Source organism: Pontibacillus salicampi (assembly GCF_042434395.1).
Lineage (GTDB): Bacteria > Bacillota > Bacilli > Bacillales > BH030062 > Pontibacillus > Pontibacillus salicampi.
In genome coordinates, this window is the sequence record NZ_JBHLTP010000007.1 from 19384 (window position 1) to 37612 (window position 18229).

Annotated in this window: 18 protein-coding genes; 7 read left to right on the forward strand and 11 right to left on the reverse strand. The window is 43.6% G+C overall.

The window, feature by feature from the left end; genetic code table 11:
* Positions 1–48 precede the first annotated feature (48 nt).
* A complete protein-coding gene (locus ACFFGV_RS09010) occupies positions 49–903 on the forward strand; it encodes a DegV family protein (RefSeq protein ID WP_377346898.1) in 855 nt (284 codons plus the stop codon).
* 146 nt (positions 904–1049) lie between these two features.
* On the opposite strand, the gene ACFFGV_RS09015 is transcribed toward ACFFGV_RS09010, so the two are convergent.
* The gene (locus tag ACFFGV_RS09015) at positions 1050–2327 is read right to left on the reverse strand and encodes an MFS transporter (protein ID WP_377346900.1); all 1278 of its coding nucleotides are present in this window, start codon (positions 2325–2327) and stop codon (positions 1050–1052) included.
* A gap of 315 nt (positions 2328–2642) precedes the next feature.
* Here ACFFGV_RS09015 and ACFFGV_RS09020 point away from each other — a divergent pair, with 315 nt between their 5' ends.
* A complete protein-coding gene (locus ACFFGV_RS09020) occupies positions 2643–3110 on the forward strand; it encodes a divergent PAP2 family protein (protein ID WP_377346902.1) in 468 nt (155 codons plus the stop codon).
* 502 nt (positions 3111–3612) lie between these two features.
* On the opposite strand, the gene ACFFGV_RS09025 is transcribed toward ACFFGV_RS09020, so the two are convergent.
* The 3 genes from ACFFGV_RS09025 to ACFFGV_RS09035 form a co-directional block, all read right to left on the reverse strand.
* On the reverse strand, positions 3613–4056 hold the full coding sequence (locus tag ACFFGV_RS09025) for a YppG family protein (protein ID WP_377346905.1): 444 nt from the start codon (positions 4054–4056) through the stop codon (positions 3613–3615).
* A 227-nt stretch (positions 4057–4283) separates the two neighbouring features.
* Positions 4284–4565 (reverse strand): glutaredoxin family protein, encoded by a 282-nt coding sequence (locus ACFFGV_RS09030; RefSeq protein ID WP_377346908.1) that lies wholly within the window; start codon positions 4563–4565, stop codon positions 4284–4286.
* 183 nt (positions 4566–4748) lie between these two features.
* On the reverse strand, positions 4749–5372 hold the full coding sequence (locus tag ACFFGV_RS09035) for an SDR family oxidoreductase (protein WP_377346910.1): 624 nt from the start codon (positions 5370–5372) through the stop codon (positions 4749–4751).
* Positions 5373–5519: 147 nt separating this feature from the next.
* On the opposite strand from ACFFGV_RS09035, the gene ACFFGV_RS09040 reads away from it, so the two are divergent.
* A complete protein-coding gene (locus ACFFGV_RS09040; RefSeq protein WP_377346912.1) occupies positions 5520–6617 on the forward strand; it encodes an SDR family oxidoreductase in 1098 nt (365 codons plus the stop codon).
* A 38-nt stretch (positions 6618–6655) separates the two neighbouring features.
* Here the strand turns inward: ACFFGV_RS09040 and abc-f are convergent, their stop codons facing one another.
* From abc-f to ACFFGV_RS09055, 3 genes are all read right to left on the reverse strand, one after another.
* Entirely contained in the window at positions 6656–8503 is a 1848-nt protein-coding gene (gene abc-f, locus ACFFGV_RS09045) for a ribosomal protection-like ABC-F family protein (protein WP_377346914.1), read from the reverse strand.
* A 232-nt stretch (positions 8504–8735) separates the two neighbouring features.
* Positions 8736–8855, reverse strand: coding sequence for an RAxF-45 family protein (locus tag ACFFGV_RS09050; protein WP_377346916.1), 120 nt, complete (start codon positions 8853–8855; stop codon positions 8736–8738).
* Between the two features lie 67 nt (positions 8856–8922).
* Positions 8923–9387 (reverse strand): MarR family winged helix-turn-helix transcriptional regulator, encoded by a 465-nt coding sequence (locus tag ACFFGV_RS09055; RefSeq protein WP_377346918.1) that lies wholly within the window; start codon positions 9385–9387, stop codon positions 8923–8925.
* Positions 9388–9665: 278 nt separating this feature from the next.
* Here ACFFGV_RS09055 and ACFFGV_RS09060 point away from each other — a divergent pair, with 278 nt between their 5' ends.
* On the forward strand, positions 9666–10274 hold the full coding sequence (locus ACFFGV_RS09060) for a class I SAM-dependent methyltransferase (RefSeq protein WP_377346921.1): 609 nt from the start codon (positions 9666–9668) through the stop codon (positions 10272–10274).
* A gap of 40 nt (positions 10275–10314) precedes the next feature.
* On the opposite strand, the gene ACFFGV_RS09065 is transcribed toward ACFFGV_RS09060, so the two are convergent.
* From ACFFGV_RS09065 to fabG, 4 genes are all read right to left on the reverse strand, one after another.
* Positions 10315–11223 carry a YegS/Rv2252/BmrU family lipid kinase gene (locus tag ACFFGV_RS09065; RefSeq protein WP_377346923.1) on the reverse strand — a complete coding sequence of 303 codons (909 nt, stop codon included), beginning with the start codon at positions 11221–11223 and terminating at the stop codon, positions 10315–10317.
* A 90-nt stretch (positions 11224–11313) separates the two neighbouring features.
* On the reverse strand, positions 11314–11976 hold the full coding sequence (locus tag ACFFGV_RS09070) for a DUF4396 domain-containing protein (RefSeq protein ID WP_377346926.1): 663 nt from the start codon (positions 11974–11976) through the stop codon (positions 11314–11316).
* 157 nt (positions 11977–12133) lie between these two features.
* Positions 12134–13123 carry a sodium:calcium antiporter gene (locus ACFFGV_RS09075; protein ID WP_377346927.1) on the reverse strand — a complete coding sequence of 330 codons (990 nt, stop codon included), beginning with the start codon at positions 13121–13123 and terminating at the stop codon, positions 12134–12136.
* A gap of 181 nt (positions 13124–13304) precedes the next feature.
* Entirely contained in the window at positions 13305–14048 is a 744-nt protein-coding gene (gene fabG / locus ACFFGV_RS09080; protein ID WP_377346930.1) for a 3-oxoacyl-ACP reductase FabG, read from the reverse strand.
* A gap of 174 nt (positions 14049–14222) precedes the next feature.
* Here fabG and ACFFGV_RS09085 point away from each other — a divergent pair, with 174 nt between their 5' ends.
* The 3 genes from ACFFGV_RS09085 (at position 14223) to ACFFGV_RS09095 (ending at position 18137) form a co-directional block, all read left to right on the forward strand.
* Positions 14223–15209, forward strand: a complete 987-nt coding sequence (locus ACFFGV_RS09085) for an LLM class flavin-dependent oxidoreductase (protein ID WP_377347089.1) — start codon at positions 14223–14225, stop codon at positions 15207–15209.
* Positions 15210–15516: 307 nt separating this feature from the next.
* Positions 15517–16479 carry a BMP family lipoprotein gene (locus tag ACFFGV_RS09090; protein ID WP_377346932.1) on the forward strand — a complete coding sequence of 321 codons (963 nt, stop codon included), beginning with the start codon at positions 15517–15519 and terminating at the stop codon, positions 16477–16479.
* Positions 16476–18137: a methyl-accepting chemotaxis protein gene (locus tag ACFFGV_RS09095; protein WP_377346934.1), complete on the forward strand. Its 1662-nt coding sequence runs from the start codon at positions 16476–16478 to the stop codon at positions 18135–18137. Before ACFFGV_RS09090 ends, ACFFGV_RS09095 begins: the two co-directional genes overlap by 4 nt.
* Positions 18138–18229 lie beyond the last annotated feature (92 nt).

An 18229-nucleotide genomic window follows, 5' to 3' on the forward strand; every position in this document is an offset into this window, starting at 1 on the left:
TAACAAGACGATTGATATTCGTCATACTACTATAAAGCAGGTGAAACTATGCATATTCAGTTAATGACTGATGGGGGTTCAGATCTCCCAGCAGCATACCAAGAGCAATACAACGTTACCATAGTGCCCTTAAACATTTACTTTGGTGACCAGCAGTATGTGAGTGGAGTCGACTTAGATATAGCAACCTTTTATCGTAAAATGAAAGAAGAGGACGAGCTCCCTCGTTCTTCAGCACCTAGCCCGCACTCCTTTTATGAAGCCTATAAAGAAGTGGATAAAGACAAGCCGATTGTGATGTTCGCTCTCTCCAAAGAGCTGAGTACAACACACGACAATGCTCTCATCGCAAGAGACATGCTGTTAGAAGAAGAGCCTGACCGAAACATCGTCGTTCTAAATACGAAGACAGCCACGTCCGGAATGTCCCTTCTTATTGATGAAGCAGGAAGACAAATCAAGAACGGCATGACAATCGAACAGCTCATTCCCCATATGGAGGAACGAATCGAAAAGACATCCACCCTCTTCATTCTTCGCACAGTAGAAAATTTAATTAAAGGCGGCCGCCTGGACCGAGTGAAAGGTGCCATCGCAAAGACACTGAACATTAAGCTGTTAATGAAAGCCAGCGAGGAGGGTACGATTGAGGTAGCAGAGAAGGTGCGCGGAAACAAAAAAGCCATGCGCCGCTTCGTCGATCAAATCGGAGAGTACACCCATTCGTTTGAAAATAAAGTGCTCGCCTTATCCTATAGTACTACCGAACAAGCAGCAGCAAAGCTAGTACAAGAAATGAAAGACCGATATGGCTTCCAAGACACCATGTTAATGGAGATGGGACCGCTATGTGCAACGTACGCTGGTGAAGGCGGCTATGTAATGTCCTTCTTCCATGATTAATCAGTTTCTCGTGAATGTCCTGGTAACATTTCCATTATAGAAAAAGCTCCCTTTCCGCTTGTTGGATTGGGAGCTTTTTTTATTGATCTGCTTATATGATTCGAAGAAGCTGCTATGGTATCCTGCTCTCACAAATCAGACTTTTATTATGCATCTTTTATATAGCTAGGCTTTGGTGACAGGAGAGAAAAGATAGCAGCAAGCAATGGAAAGAAAATCATAACAATTAATATCTCCTCATAGCTTCCGTACCAATCAAAAAACAGACCAAATGGTAATGGCCCAAAAGCAGAACCTAATACCATAACGGTTTGCGCAACCCCTTTAATGCTTCCTAAGTACTCTCTTCCAAAATAATTGGGCCAGACAATGCTTAACACAATTCGTTCAAAGCCATTTACGATTCCCCAGACCACGCCATATAAAATAGCCCCTGTCCACGAAGAAACCTCAAGCAGTACGAGTAGTGCCACAATATGCCCAAAGAAGGTTATCGCCAAAACATAGTGAACAGAAATGCGGTCTACTAGATAGCCAACGATAAAGGTAATGGGAAAGCCGACGAACGCCATAATAGACAGCACCGTAGCCGCCAGCCCTGCCGATAAACCATGACCGTCAAAGATGGAAACCAAATGGAACGTTACGCCCGTATTTACGAGAGCAGGTACGCTGACACAGAAAAGGATAAGCCAGAACGCTTTCGTTTTCATCGCTTCGCTTAGCGTCCAGCTTTGTTCTGGGGTTGCTGCATCTGAATTCCCTTCTTCATCATAGAGTGACTGTTTCCTCCCTCCATCCGGCACCTCACCAATATCCCTTGGCTGATTGCGAATAAGGAAGTAAGCTAGCGGGACAAACACAACGAGCAGCAGTCCTCCCCATATGATCCACGTAGTACGCCACCCTGTCTGATGAATGAGCCACGTGTTTAAGGGCGGCAGCAAGGCAGAGCTTACAAATCCTCCAATAGCCATGACGCTTAATGCTCGTCCTCTCTTGGATATAAACCACTGCGGTACAAGCGTGTTAGGTATAAGCGTCAAAGAACCTTGCCCAAAGAGGCGAATCATAAAGAAGCCAAAGAACATCATCACCGTTCCGAGTAGAAAGGCGTTCCAAATACAAGCAAGGGCCAGCATGACTCCTGCTACTGTCATAAGGATACGCTGACCGAACCGATCAACTAGCCGTCCAACAAGAAACAGCATCAGCCCGGCGCACAGCGTAGCTGAGGAATAAATACCAGACACAAGGGAACGGGAGTAATCAAAATCTCTTATGTAATAATCAATAAAAATGGAAATGGAATAGGTCTGACCAGGTCCTGAGAAAAACATACCGAGACCTGCAATAAAAACAACGACCCACCCATAGTAAAACGGTGTTTGAAAAGGTGGCTGTCCTTTTTGCTTTCCTTCCATACCACCCTGCCTCCTCCCTTTTTCATTCCTTCTACATGCAGCACTATACCATGTTGAGGAATTAATTTCCTACAAGCATATACCTTAAGCTATTAACTAGCAACCATCAGCAATGCGGGAGTTTTCCGAGCCTTATCTTCCTCTCTATCGCGTACCGAACCCGCACCACTCTAAATATACAGATGAAATAACAGGGATCCACCTTTTTTTATAGCACATCCTACATATTCGAGAGTTGAGAACGAATAAAAAAGTCCACTCAAGGGTAAGGAAAATAAGATAAGCCTTTGAGGCAAAAAAGTGGAGGGATCAATCATGCAAAGAATGAACCGCGGCATTTTAACCGCCTTGTCCGCAATCGGAATAGCGCAAGGACTAAAAATACTTACTCACAAACGATTGACCGGTAAATGGGATTGGAAGCAAATCGGCACGACAGGTGGAATGCCAAGCTCTCATTCCGCCGGAGTATCAGCCCTGGCAACCTATATAGCCTCTAACCGAGGCAGTCGCCATACCGAAACAGCCCTCGCCACTGTATTTGGCGTTATAGTGATGTATGATGCACAAGGAATAAGACGCCACACAGGCGAAATCGCCCAACTCGTCAACGATTTAGAAGATAGCGTAGCACAAATATCAGGCGACTTTCCAAGCTTCGAATTTGTAGAACGTGACAAAGAACTGAAGGAACTACTAGGACACCAACCAGTAGAAGTAGTAGGCGGCGCCCTCCTAGGCAGCGCCCTAGGCTACGCCTCCGCCAAATATGAAAATAGATAAAGAAAAGCACAGGCGACTGCTTAGTCCCGTACGCATAAGCAAGAGATTCGTAAGAGGCAACAAGCCTCTGAAGAAGCTATTGCTTATGACGCTAGGGACTAGGAGCCGGAGCTAGATCCTAAATGAAAAGCACAGGCGCCCTGCTAACCCCCCACAGGCTTAAGACGAGCCTCTATGTGGCTGCATTTGCCACAAAGAGGATTGGCTTAAGACCCCGAGGGGGTGGGCGCCGGAGCTGGATCATAAAGAAAAGCGCAGGCGACTGCTTAGTCCCGTACGCATAAGCAAGAGATTCGTAAGAGGCAACAAGCCTCTGAAGAAGCTATTGCTTATGACGCTAGGGATTAGGAGCCGGAGCTAGAACATAAATGAAAAGCACAGGCGCCCTGCTAACCCCCGACAGGCAACAAAACACAGGCCCGTCCTAGATCAGCTCTAAAAAAAGGGGCATTTCCTTTGTGAATGCTCCCCTTTCCTTCCCTTAAACCAATACGCTTTCCTGTTATCCAATGCCCTTCATAAAAGAGCCTATTCCTTTGACAAGGGGCGAGAATTGATTCGCCGTGTTTGCAACCTGGCCCATGGTATTTAACATTTTATCCAGGTCGAGCTGTCCGTTTTTGTCCATAAAATATTGCATAATCCCTTTTTGCTGCTGTTGTTGAAGTGGTGGCATATTTTGCTGGGCGGATACGTATGGATTCCATTGTGTTGGTTGTGGCGGCTTCTGAAACTGTTCATACGGTGTTTGGAATGCGGGTGGGTGATATGCTTCCTCTACAGGGGGAGTGCCACTTTGATTAATCATAGGAAACCCTTGCTGAGGCATATAATAAGGTTGGGCTTGGTGTGCCATTTGGTAGGGCATAGGCTCTGGTAAAGGTCCGTAAGCTCGAACAGGAATCGGCCTTCTTCTGCAATAAGATGGATGACTTCTCGGTAACATTGGTATTCCACCTCCACGTATGCTATCTCACCTATAGCCTATGATATGAGCGCCTAAATGGTGTTCCACTTTTGTAAAGGGCAGGAAAAAATGATAGATGGGAAGAGCTGCGAGCAATCACCTGACCCTACACGGTAGGCATTGCCTTAAAGAGGGAATAAGAGAATATTTTAAAAGAAATGGAACATAAAAAAGGGAGTTATCCTACCTCATAGGACAACTCCTCGCTATGTGTTACGTATCGCTTGTTGATGAGTGGAATGATACATTTCATCTACACCCAGCTTCTTCTTTAGTTGACGTTTTTGAAATCCGAGGATTTTTTGATCTCCAATAAATGTCGCAGGGGCTCCATATACTCCTTGCTGCTTCATTTCCTGATAATACTCTTTACTTCTGCTTATATTCTTTTCCTCGTATTGAACTCCTGATTCCTCGAGAAATTCCAGCACGTTGGAGCAATGCCGACAACCGTCACTCGTGTACACCACTACATTTTGCCTAGTCATAGGTGGCCTCCTTCACGCAATATTAGTACCATCGCTATATATTTATAACAGGAATGCGTATCGATACATGTTGCATACCCTCATTCTAACAAGGATAAACTACCCCTTTATATGAAATTGGTACTAAAAATTCAAACCAAAACCCGGTTACATAACCAGGTTCTGGATGACACAGTTTCTTATTTATAATTGTTCGATAGGCTGATCACCGCTTATTACATCAAAGGACTTACCTACTAAGTGGTCAGCAGTCAGTGCATGCACGATAGCTGATGCTACGTCTTCCCGCGGGATTGTATCCATACTGCTAATATGCTCTGCTGCGTACACTTTCCCGGTTCCTTCTTCATCAATTAATCCACCGGGACGTACAATGGTATAGGATAGGTTTGTGCTTCTTAGGTATTGGTCAGCTCTGCCTTTAGCATATAAATAATGCTTCAAGGCTTGCGGTCCTATTTCAGGTCTATCAGCGGCAATAGTGCTTAGCATTACGAAGCGTTTGACACCAAATTCCTGTGCCAGCTCCATGGATCGAATGGCTGCTTCCTGATCGATTAAAATCGTCTTATCAGCACCCGTGTGTGGGCCTGATCCTGCCGCAAAAATTACCCCATCTATATGGTAGAAGGCATGACGGAAATCTTGTTCCAAGTCCCCAAGCACCGTTTTTACTCCTCGTTCTTCAAAATATGGAACCTGATCTGGGTCTCGAACCATAGCGACAGGAGTGTGGTCGTTCTCTTGCAGTTTATCTACAATATGTTTGCCAACTTGGCCATTTGCACCAATTACTAGTACGTTCACTGTAATTACCTCCTTACTATATTTCCCTTTTCATAGTTCCCTTCACCGGGAAAGAATAAACAAAGTTTCTTCACAGTATTAGGAAGGATTTCCCTTATATAATAGCGAAAGGTTATCGTTACATTACAATATCGGGAGGGATTTGGTATGAAAAACGTGTACTTCTTTACTGGTTTTCCGGGCTTTCTGACTAGCTATCTGCTAAAGGAAATAATTGAGCAGGGGTTACCCGTAGAAAAAATCTACCTTCTTACTCTGCCTTCTATGAAGGAAGAGAGTGAACAAAGGATAAAGGAATTAGCTGACTCCCTCCATTTCCCTTTAGAAAGGTTCGAGCTAGTACAGGGGGACATTACGAAAAAGCAATTAGATTTAGATCCCACTACTTCTCATAAACTATTATCAAGCATCACACATGCTTTTCATCTTGCAGCCATATATGATTTATCTGTCCCCCTGAAGCCTGCCTACCAAGTAAATGTAAAGGGAACGCAATGTGTAAACGATTGGCTTTTACAAGCAGAGCAGCTGAAGCACTATGTGTACTTTAGCACTGCCTATGTATCGGGCAAGAGAACCGGCACTATTTACGAGAATGAATTAACGCATGAGTTTGGCTTCAAGAATTACTACGAAGCTACGAAATATGAGGCCGAGAAACTTGTCTACCATCAATTCGGAAGCCTACCGATTACTATCCTCCGGCCTGGTATTGTCGTTGGCCACTCCAAAACCGGGGAGACCGCTAAGTTTGATGGACCATACTTTCTCCTCCATCTGTTCGACCGCCTTAAATTCTTAGGGTCTATCCCCTATTTTGGAAAAGGAGATGTAGAGGCTAATTTTGTTCCTGTAGATTATGTCGTCCAATCCACTGTACACTTAGCTCATACAGAAGAGGCGATTGGCAAGACCTTTCACCTGACTGACCCAGACCCATACAAATCAAAGGATGTGTACCGAATGTTAATGGAAGCGTATCTGGGGCAATCCCCAAGCTATACCATCCCTATCCGGTCAGCTCAATTGTCGTTGAATATGATGCCGATCCGCAGATGGTTACATATTCCCAAGCAGACATTGCCATATTTCGCTCATGATTGTCATTATGATACTACTAACGCTGACAAACTATTGAGTCAGCAGCAGATTCAATGCCCGGACTTCCAACAGGTCATCCCCTCCATGATCCAATTTTATCAGGAGCATAAGCATGATCTGGCCAAACAAATACATGTGAGCTAATGAAAACAGCCTGGAGGGTTCCAGGCTGTTTACTTCCCTTATGTTAACCACTGCTCATACAAAGATTCCAGTTCATGTTCCAGCTCATCTATCTCTCGTTGTGCCTCCATTAATTCCTCTACCGTCTCCAGACTCTCCATTTCCTTTTGCCTCTTTTCTCTTTCCGCTTCCAGCTGTTCAATCCTAGCCTCCCACCCTGCTTCCTGCTGTTTTTCAGGCTGCACTTTTTTATCTGTAGGCTTCCTATCCTTTGGAGGGTCCTCGACAGCATAAAATCCTTCCACCTTATGCTTTGTCTCCTCATACGATCCAGGGAAGCGATGCAGTTCCCCGTTTACGATATATGCTGTTTCTGCAAAACACGTGTTCAGGAAATATCGGTCGTGGGACACACATAGAATGGTGCCGTTGAATTGCTTCAATGCATCCTCTAATACTTCTTGAGATTCTATGTCCAAATGGTTGGTCGGTTCATCCAGGATCAACACATTTACTTCCTGATACATAAAAACAGCAAGCTTCAGCCTCATCCGTTCCCCACCGCTTAACTGGTGGATTTTTCGAAAGACAGCATATCCGTAGAACATGAAGGCTGCTAGAATCCGTCTTGCCTGTCCTTCTGTAACGATCACCTGCTCTCTGAAATAGTCAATGACACGCAATCCAGGGTCCACTTCCTGTAGTGCTTCCTGGGGCAAATAACCAACCTTCAATTGAGTTCCACGCTTCAAGCTGCCTCTTGTCGGCTCGTCTTGCTGCAAAAGCAGCTGCAGCAAAGTACTCTTCCCCGCTCCATTCTTCCCGACGATAGCTATCCGATTCTGGTACTGTACATGAAGGGTCACATCTCTTAAGATCACCTTGTCCTCATAGCGTTTTTCCACGTTCTCCGCTAAAAAAACATCGTTTCCACTTCGCTTTTCCCCGCCTAAAGAGAGTCCCATTTGCTTTACATCCAATAATGGCTTTTCCATCTTCTCCATTTTTTCTAAGGCCTTCTCCATGCTTTTGGCTTTGCGGAACAGTTTCTCGCTTGGGGGATTGGCTTCATTTGCCCATTGTCTTAACCGTTTAATAGCCTCCTTCATTTTCTTTATTTTCTTCTGCTGTTCTTTATATTCCTTGAATTCTGCTAGCAGCTTTTCTTCCTTCTGTTTTACATAGGAGCTATAGTTCCCATTATATATTTCTATTTCACCTTGCTCTAAATCGGCGATTCTAGATGCCGTTTGGTCCAAAAAGTGGCGATCATGAGAGATGATACATACTGCCCCTGCATATTGGTTAATGTAGTCCTCCAGCCATTCTATCGCATCAATATCGAGGTGGTTGGTCGGTTCATCTAATAGCAGAAGATCAGGCTCCTCCAGCAGAATACGTGCCAGTCCTGCCTTCGTTCTTTCTCCACCACTTAATTGATCAAACGTTTGATCAAGATGCTTATGGATGTTCAATCCTCTAGCTACCTTCTCTACATTCGATTCCATTTCATATCCACCTAATCGGTGGAATGCTTCTTGCTTTTCTCCATATAGCTTAATCGCTCGTTCCATCGTGTTTGGATCCTGCATTTGCTCTTCTAATGCCGCCATCTCTTCTTGAAGTGACCGCAATATAGCAAAGCTATTAAATAAATACTGGGAAACCGTTCCGTCTTCTTCTGCTGGCAGCTGAGCTAAGTAGCCAATGGTGGTATCCTTTTTTACGAAGCGTTGTCCTTCCTCCATTGATTCCAGCCCTGTTATCAATTTCACGATAGTAGATTTTCCACTTCCATTACGACCAACGAGACCTAATTTATCCTGTGGGAGAATATCCAGATGAAGCCCTTCAAACAGGACATCTCCTCCATACATTTTTTTAATATCCTTTAGAGTGACTAGCATTTCAATTTCCTCCAACTCATATTCGTTATTATTGTTTATAAATGGCATTAAAAAAAGGCACAGAGATACTTTCTATCTCTGTGCCTGCACAAGAACTACTGGGAGAAGGACGCCTATGGACAGCAGTCTCTTAATTAAGAACTACTGAAAAAACACCACACATAAGAATGGTGTGGTGTGCCCTGCCTTCTCCGCAGTACTGTATTAGATAGATGAGTTATCCCACACATGGTTACTGATTCAGTTGCTGAAAAAAGGACATACGTGTCCCGTCGGCAACAAAATCATGCGTTTGCACACGATTAACATATAAGGACTGACGATCAATCATGTGCATTTCCATGTGTAGCATACTTCATCCACCTCCTTCGTTTACAAGTAAGTCTATCGTATCATGATGAAAGCGCAATCACAAGCTGCTATTTTTCCAGCTGATCCGCATAGGTTCCCAGCTGTTTCAAGAGAGGAATCAATTCAGACTTTTCCTCCTCTGTTAAACCGCCTGTTATTTCCTCAATGCGTTTCCAATGGTCTGGGAAAATATTATGCAGAAGATCGCGTCCTTCTTCGGTAATAGAAGCATAGGTAATTCGCCGATCCTTTGCACACGGCTTTCGTTCCAAGAGCCCTTTCTTCTCCAGCTTGTCTACTACATAAGTAATACTTCCGCTTGCTAATAAAATTTGATCCCCGATTTTCTGTAGAGCTTGGTCCCCTTTATGATAGAGAACTTCAAGCACCCCAAATTCTGTCGGGTTTAATCCTTTAGCACGTACATCTTCTTCTACTCGATCTGCTATGGCTCTATATGCTTTCGATAATACAACAAATAATTTAAGAGATGGATCTTGTTTTTTCTGGCGATATTGTTGTTCTTGATCCATAATACTCAGCCTTTCTATATAGGAACTGTCAGCTTATTAAATCTACTGCTTATCCTTTTAATTATGCCATATAAATCCTATAATCGCTAGGATATTCCATTGCCGCTTCGTGATTCAAATACCCGTAATGATGACGTATAAAGCCACTTTCCTGCAAAAATTGTAAAAAGCGCTTCTTCATCCTGTTATTGGCTTCCTTCTTTGTATGAAGTATATTCTATGGCATAATAAGAAGTACTAAACTAGGAGCATTACAGTAGAAAGCGGTGAGTGAGAACATGGATGATACTGGCGAACGTGTCATTCCCGAACGGATGAAACCTTCTAACGGGATGCTGTTAGAGCACATGGCCCGCTACCAATTTGCACTGCCCTATGTAACAGGACGTGTATTAGACCTATCCTGCGGTGCTGGGTATGGTACTCATATGGTTGCAAAAGGCTGCAAATACGATGTAGAGGAAGTCATTGGGGTTGATATTGATGAGGAAATTATTCAGTATGCAAGAGGCGTCTACCATCACCCTGTTTCCACGTTTATGGTAATGAACGCTGTGGACCCTGAGTTACCAAATAAGCTAGGAACATTTGACACAATCCTAAGTTTTGAAACTTATGAACATATTGCAGAGGAACAACAGCTGCTAGATAATTATTATCGATTGTTAAAGCCCGGTGGAACATTAATAGTATCCACTCCCTTTGGAGAGGGAAGAGGAGTAGAATGTGGCTCCCCGTTCCATGTTCATCAAATTACTAAAGAGGAATTCCTGCAGCTATTCCCTGCCTATACATCGGTTTCGTATTATTATCAGAAGGGTGTGCTGATCGAACCCCCACGCGAGGAAGTTCACTACCCATTAGGTATCGCCGTTTGTCGCAAGTAAAAGCTGAAAAGCTCCAGTCCATTCGGGATTGGAGCTTTCTTTATACCTTATCCTGATGAAATATCATACGGATGTGATTAGGAAGTACAGAAATTTCATCCGGGGTTTTCCGTTCTACTTCACCGTCGGTATCAATCTCCAAATCGTCCTCTGTTTCAATTTTAATGGTTTGTGCTTGTAGGTGGGTTAATTCCTGCATTTTGTCTATGTCTGTTCCAGGCTGATTCATACTTAATAGCTCTCGAAATGTCTTCAATGTGGAGCTTTTTACAATGAGGACATCCAGTTTGCCATCATTTACATAAAGAGACGGGATAGGCACCATTCTTGTCCCTATATAGCTACCATTTAAGACAAGTACCATCACCCCTTGTTCTTCGTGTACCTCCTCGTTGTCAATTGTAATTTTATACTGAAACGGATTCGTATCGTTCATGGATTTCATTGCACTTAAAAAGTAACTAAGCGCCCCGAAGCGGTTTTTTTGATTAGGGTTAATATTTAAGGATGTAGCGGTAACGAGGCCAATTCCCCAGAAATTCAAGAAATATCGCTTTTGGGATTTCCCTATATCCACAGGGGCTTCTTGCCCATTCACGATGGCTTGCGCAGCCTGAGCTAGATTTTGTGGCATTCCGAGCATTCTCGAAAAGTCATTACAGGTTCCTCCCGGCAATACTCCGATTACTGGCCGGTTGTCCATATCCGCGATAGAATTGATGACATCATACATCGTGCCATCGCCTCCTAGTATATACAATACTTCTACTTCCTTTCCGTAGCGCTCACACTTCTCCATTAAATCCTCTTTACTGTTTGTTTGAACAACAGTTAAAGCTTCAACGTCCTGGGACAGAATTGGGACCGTTTGAGACAGCTTTTCTACTAGCTGGCCCTCGCCACCCGCATCTCCATTATAAATAAATGCACCGCTTTGATACTTTGTCACCTTGCTCCCTCCAAGCCAAACATGTTTCTATTACACATTAGTTTCCTTTAGAGCTAGTGATGAAACCTTCCAGGGCATTTGAAATAATCTTTACATTGCTTCCTTTATCCCTTTTTGAACCAACCACCAATTTGCTGGATAGCTGGTCAAGAACCCTAGGATCATCGCTATCTGCATCATTAACCAATACGTTGCTTCTGATGGCATAGGCGGGTTTTGAAATAAAATGAAATGGACGATAGCCATCCAGCCGAACATCCCCACCTCAAAGGCTACAAGCGACAACGTATCTGCTTTAATAGAATCCTTCAAAGCTCCCTTCCACCCTCTTTCTCGGTTCATTGGAAGAATAGCAAATAATTGGAATAATACTCCAAACACATAGGCTGCTGTAAATTCCACAACATAATGGGCCAATAACGTGGAATTAAATAAAGTTAGACCTAAAAAAAACACAATGGGAACCCCGACTGCATCCCCTAGTGTACACCCTGCAGAACAATGACTAGTAGATAGAAACACTTTAGCTCCTTGACCTCTTCTGTCTTCTGCCTGGTTATCCTTTGCTTTTAATTTTCCCCATTTAAAATAGGTCCATAAGGCAACAGGACCTAAAAACCATCCATTAATCGGCCACACGATATTCATTATGGTCATCATCTGAGGATGCTGGATAATATCTACTAATATAATTACAGAGGATAGCGCCCCAACTGCGAGCGATATCCAAGCTATGAATTCAAGTATATCCATCCCTATCACCTCGATACTTATGTCTTCGTAAACCTGTACCCCATACGGGCATATTAATAAACTCCCCCCCTTTCCCTTATACCCATAAGGGATACACACCAAAATTTAAAGGCATACCCCCATGATAAGGAGTATGCCTTTTCCTTGCATTCCAAGCTTATTTCATCTGATATACCATAAAGGTTGCCGCAAAATAGATTAACACGATCAATAACGAAGGGACGACATAATGGAGATTGCTGCGCTTCCTTTTATAATTAATGCTGTAAAGAATGATTAGAATGACGACGATAGAGGAGGCACTTGTTACTAAATTTGCTGGGCTGGCATGGTCAAATAAATTATTCTGCAGGTAAATGGCATCGGTAAAGGACAACAGCATAATATTAAAGGCGTTACTGCCTAATAATGAACTTACTCCCATACTATAGTTACAAAGGGTCAATGCAGTCAGCACACTAACAGCATCAGGCAGCGATGTGCTGGCACCAACAAGGAAGGAACCTATGAAGGATGACCCAAGACCCGTAATGGATGCAATTTCATCGGCAGTTATGGTGAGAATCGACCCGAGGACCATAATAGCAACTGCTGAAGCAATAAACCTCGTCAATACCTGCTTGTAAGTGTATGCACTGTATTTCTCATTTTTCCTTTTGCGCCGCTGCACCTTTTGTTGTGTTCTAGCATTAATCCATTTTACTCCACCGAAATAAAGTAAAACCAAGACGACGGAATTATAGCTAATATGAAATAAGTGCGTAGGCAAGGATAGACTTAAGCCAATCATAACGACGAGTGTCATCCCTATAACGAGATAGATATACAGCTTACTGTTTACATCGGTTCTGCCCATGATTTGATGTCTTCGGAAGACAATGTCCAAAATAGCTAATGCTAATAAGTTAAATAGGTTGCTGCCTAACAAATTTCCAATGGCAAGGTCTGGACTATTTATGGAAATTGCCGTTACGCTAGCTGTCAGTTCGGGTAAGGATATAGCTGCGCCAATAATAATACCCATAAAGGCAGAGGATGTTTTGGTTTTTTCACTTACCCCGTCGCCAAACATAGACAATCGGCTTGCCGTATAATACGTCGCAATGGCTGTAACGATGAATAAGGAAAATACTAGAATATTATACATATATAATCTCCTAACGGAAGTTTTAGACCTTATGTTCCATAACCCTCCGGAAGACCAGCTAAACCATTATTATTATTTTTGCATATTTTGGCTTTGCTGCAGGCCGGTTTTATTGTCCTGTAGCTACACCGAACTGCCCCAAATCGTTTGAGGCACTATCATAATCTGTATTTCGTTACTATTACATCATTATTCCTCCGTCTACATGGAGTACGTGACCGTGTACATAGTCTGACTCTTCAGAAGCTAAAAAGAGGTAAGCATTGGCTATATCTTCGGGCTTCCCAAGTCTTTGCTTCGGAACTTGTGTTAGTAATTGGTCGATCACTTTATCCGGCACTTCCTCTACCATGCTCGTTTCGGTAAATCCTGGTGCTACTGCATTGACATTAATTCCTTTTCTGCCGAGCTCCTTTGCCCAAGTTTTTGTCATCCCTATGACCCCCGCCTTGGATGCGGCATAATTGGTTTGCCCTACGTTGCCATATGTACCAGTCACTGAAGAGGTATTAATTATTTTTCCTTGCTCCTGAGAGGTCATTGTTGCTAACACGGCTTGTGTACAATGGAACACACCCGTCAAATTCACATCTATCACTTGTTGGAACTGCTCTACTGTCATCTTTGACAGCATAGCATCTTGTGTAATCCCTGCATTGTTCACGAGGATATCTATACGCCCGAAATGGTCCATCACTTTCTGAACCATATTCTCTACACTATCTCTTTCTGCAACGTTTACAGTGATAAATATCGAATGATTCGGGTAGTCTTCCTGCAATTCCTGCTTTCGTTTCTCTAAAGCTTCCTCTCTTAGGTCCGCCAGAATGACGAAAGCGCCCTCTTTCAAAAATTTCTTCGCTGCAACAAATCCTATTCCATCTGCGGCACCTGTAATGATGGCCACCTTGTTTTGTAATCGCATATAGATTACTCCTCCCCAGCTTAATATCAGAACTTTCTATCATTTTATCATAAGCCTGTCCCCTTTCCATTTTCAGCAGCTTAAGGGGGACATAAACAAGTTTTTTGCAATTGGCAGCCCTCTCCATCAATAATAGGACTAGATATTAACAAGTAAGGGTGAACAGCGTTGACGATAAAATTAAGTGTACTTGATCAAACTCCCATTCTAGCTGGTGTAAGTCCCCAAGAGGCCTTTCGCCAAACAACTGAATTAGCCAAGCATGTAGATTCTTTAGGATTTCACCGTTATTGGGTATCCGAGCACCATAGCACGGAAAGCCTGGCAGGCTCTGCCCCTGAGATTCTAATCACTCACTTAGCAGCCAATACAAAGCACATTCGAGTTGGGACCGGCGGGATACTGCTCCCCCATTACAGCGCATATAAGGTAGCAGAGGCTTTTCGTGTACTGGAATCACTATATCCTGAGCGTATTGACCTTGGGTTAGGACGCGCACCAGGTGGTATGCCTAACGTAAACCTTGCGTTAAACCGCGGGGAACATCCGCAGGTCGAATATTATCCACAGCAAGTCCAAGAGCTAATGTCCTATCTTCATGGAAAAGACCCGAATAACCTGCATGTCTACGCCACACCAAAGGGAGAAACGGCTCCTCCTATTTGGATGCTTGGTTCTAGCGGGACAAGCGCTCGTTTAGCAGCTGAATTGGGTGTATCCTATTCCTTTGCTCATTTTATCAATGGATATGGCGGTACTCGAGCTATGGAGCGATACAACAATTACTTCCAACCATCAGCCCAGCAAACGCATCCGGAAGGCTTTGTATCGATCTTTGTTGTGTGTGCAGAAACAGAGGAAAAGGCAGAGTATCTCGCTTCCAGCCTAGACCTTGCTATTCTACGCATTGAACAAGGGGGTAATCGGCATGGATTCCCAACTCCTGAAGAAGCGAGTCAGTATGAATATAGTGTTTTTGAACAACAGCGTGTACGGGAAAACAGAGGTAGAATGATTGTCGGCGATCCACAGCAAGTTAAAAAGGAACTCGAAGCATTAGCGAAAGCCTATGACGTGAATGAGGTTATGATTAATACAATCGTAAACCCATTTGAAGAGCGACTACGATCTTATTCGTTAATTGCAGAGGCTTTCCAATAATATCGTCCCTCCCCCCCCCCTTTGGAGAGGGACTATCTTTAGTAAAGGCGGTGACACTATGCTTGCATTCGATCATTTGGTAATTCTCACACCTTCCCTACAATGGTTATTAGAGAACGGAACGCTGACGCTTACAAAAGGAGACACCATAAAAACCCATTTTGATACGATTTCTCTTTAGACGCTAGTTCCTGCTAGCGTCTTTTTTTAACCGTAATTCCCTAAACAAATTACGCATCTTCTCTACAACAATAATGAAATTAAGCCGATATAGGAAAAGTCAGACATCCAACAAGGGGGAAGAAACATGAGAAAATCACTGCTATGGGGGTTACTGGCTGTTATGACTATGCTGCTTGCCGCATGTGGTTCTGCTTCTGGTCAGGCAGAAAGCCTCAAAGAGCAAACAAGTATTGGCTTGGTCGTAACAGAAAGCGGCTTAGGAGACGATTCCTTTAGTGACTCAGCCATTAGAGGACTGGAGCGGGCTCGAGATGAATTAGGCATTTTATTCGATTATCGGGAACCAGAGCCTGAGGATTTAGCCGCAAGTATCGATGCATTGGTACAGAACCAGCATGAACTAATTGTCGGTCTAGGTTTTAATGCGCAACAGCCCATTGAGGAAATGGCTTCTAAATATCCTGAACAACAGTTCATTCTAGTCGATGGAGTGTCAGAGAAAAAGAATGTTACCTCCATTACATTTAAAGAAAATGAAGGAAGTTACTTAATTGGACTTATCGCCGGGATGAGAACAAAGAGCAATACGGTCGGTTTTATCGGCGGTCAAAAGGTACCATTAATTGAGAACTTTGAGAAAGGGTTCACATCAGGTGTAAAAGAGGTAAACCCAGACGCCGAAGTATTAGTGGACTACATAGACACCTTTAGCGACGACAAAAAAGGAGCAGCCACAGCACAAAAGCAAATCAAGGACGGTGCAGACTTTATATTCCCAACCGCTGGATTTGCTGGTGTGGGTGCCCTCAAAAAGGCTCAAGAGAAAGGCATATATGCTTTTGGCGTAGATAGCGATCAATTCTATATCGCAGAAGAAGCAGTGGTAACCTCTATGCTGAAGCGAGTCGATACAGCACTATTTGATATGGCAAAACAGCTAGATGAAGAGCAGCCTTTTACTGGCGAGCATATTGAACTTGGCTTACAAGAAAACGGTGTGGGGCTTGCTCCTATTCGCGTGATTACTTTAACTGCTGAGCAGCAGGACAGACTCGATCAAGCAAGCGGAAAGGGGAATAACGAATGACGATACGAAAGATAATCTTACTTATGTCCTCCGTACCCCTTGTCCTCAGCATACTTCTCATTGGGTTCATCGTTGCCCAAATGATTGGAATACAACAGTCATCCAGTAACGACGTACAGCTTCTGTTAAAAGGAAAGGAGCTAAATGGGGACATTATTACGACTAAGCAAACACTAGCTAATTATGCCACCAACCCTTCCGAACTTAACAAAGAGGAAGCTCTCATCCAGATAGAAGAGATTAACAAATCCATTGAAGCGCTAGAGGGCGAAGTTCAGACTGAGGAGCAATCAGCATGGCTCGCCAGCACCAAAGAGAAATATCAGAACATAAGATCAGAAGCAACGCAATCTTTCACTGTTATGGATACAACAGAAATAAAGAGACAGGCAGCGAGAACATCAGGCATTCTAAACGATGTCCACATGTTCAACCTATCTGCACAGAACTGGTATGATGCCAAAATGGCACAGCAACGAAATCACATTGAACGTTTAGTGCTGATTACTTCCATTGCAAGTCTCGTCTTAATCGTACTATCCGTCCTCTCCTCGTGGAGGTTATCAATCCGAACCGCCGTACCGCTACGGGAGCTTGCGACTAAGGCCAATCAAGTAGCGAATGGCGATCTGACAGTCGAAATAACCCAAACAAAGAAAGAATCGAAGAATGAGATTGTGCAGCTATCTCATGCCTTTCAGCATATGGTTCACAATTTGAAGGATACCATTTATTCCATAGAAACAATGGGCAAGGAAGTACATCAGTTCAGTACCGAGCTTTCACAGGAAATGAATGTTCTAACGGAAAGTACTCGCCAGGTGGCATCGTCTACTGATGAGATGGCGCAGGGAAGCCAATCTATTTCCTCTGATGTTCAGGAGGCTACTACAACAATTGATGACATGCATGCCAGCTTCCAAACAAACCTGGAGGATAGTAAGCAATCCCACTCTCAAAGTAATCTTGCCCTCCAATCTGTTGAGGAAGGCCAGCGCTCTATGCAGCAGCAGCGATCCATTCTAGATAAAAGCACTGCTTCAACTAAATCCATTTCTACTTCCGTCCACCATTTTGTAGAATATACAGACGAAATTGAAAACACTGCCCAGCTCGTTAACAACATAGCAGAACAGACCAATCTTCTTGCACTAAATGCAGCTATTGAAGCTGCTCGAGCTGGCGAGCATGGTAAAGGTTTTGCGGTTGTAGCTGAAGAGGTTCGTAAGTTAGCAGACCAATCCCGTAATGCTACCGAGCAAATCTTCGAGATGGTCCAGCAAATTAAAACAGGCATATCTTCTATTGAAGATGTCACGCAGCAGTCCTTAGCTCATTCTCATGACCAGGAAGAGTCGATGGAAGAGACAGAGGCCGCCTTTGCAAGCATTAAGGATAATGTAACCTCTATCTTCGGACAGCTGGAGCAGCTCGTTGATGGGGTGGAAACTTCTAACCAAATGAGTCAGCATGTAGCTGCATCCATGCAGAATATTAGTGCTGTCACAGAAGAAACTGCAGCAGGTACCGAGGAGATTTCCGCATCCTCCGAGGAGCAATTGAATTCCTTCCAGAAAGTAGAAGCACAGGTTCACAGCCTGCAGGGAATGATAGACTCATTAGATGAAAAACTAAATCAATTTAAGCTTAACAACTAATTTCTACCCTTTATGGGTAGATTTTTTTTTTGTTCATTTCGTACCGGTAAGGAAACGTACTCGAATTTCTTCCTCTCCTGCTCTTAGCCCTC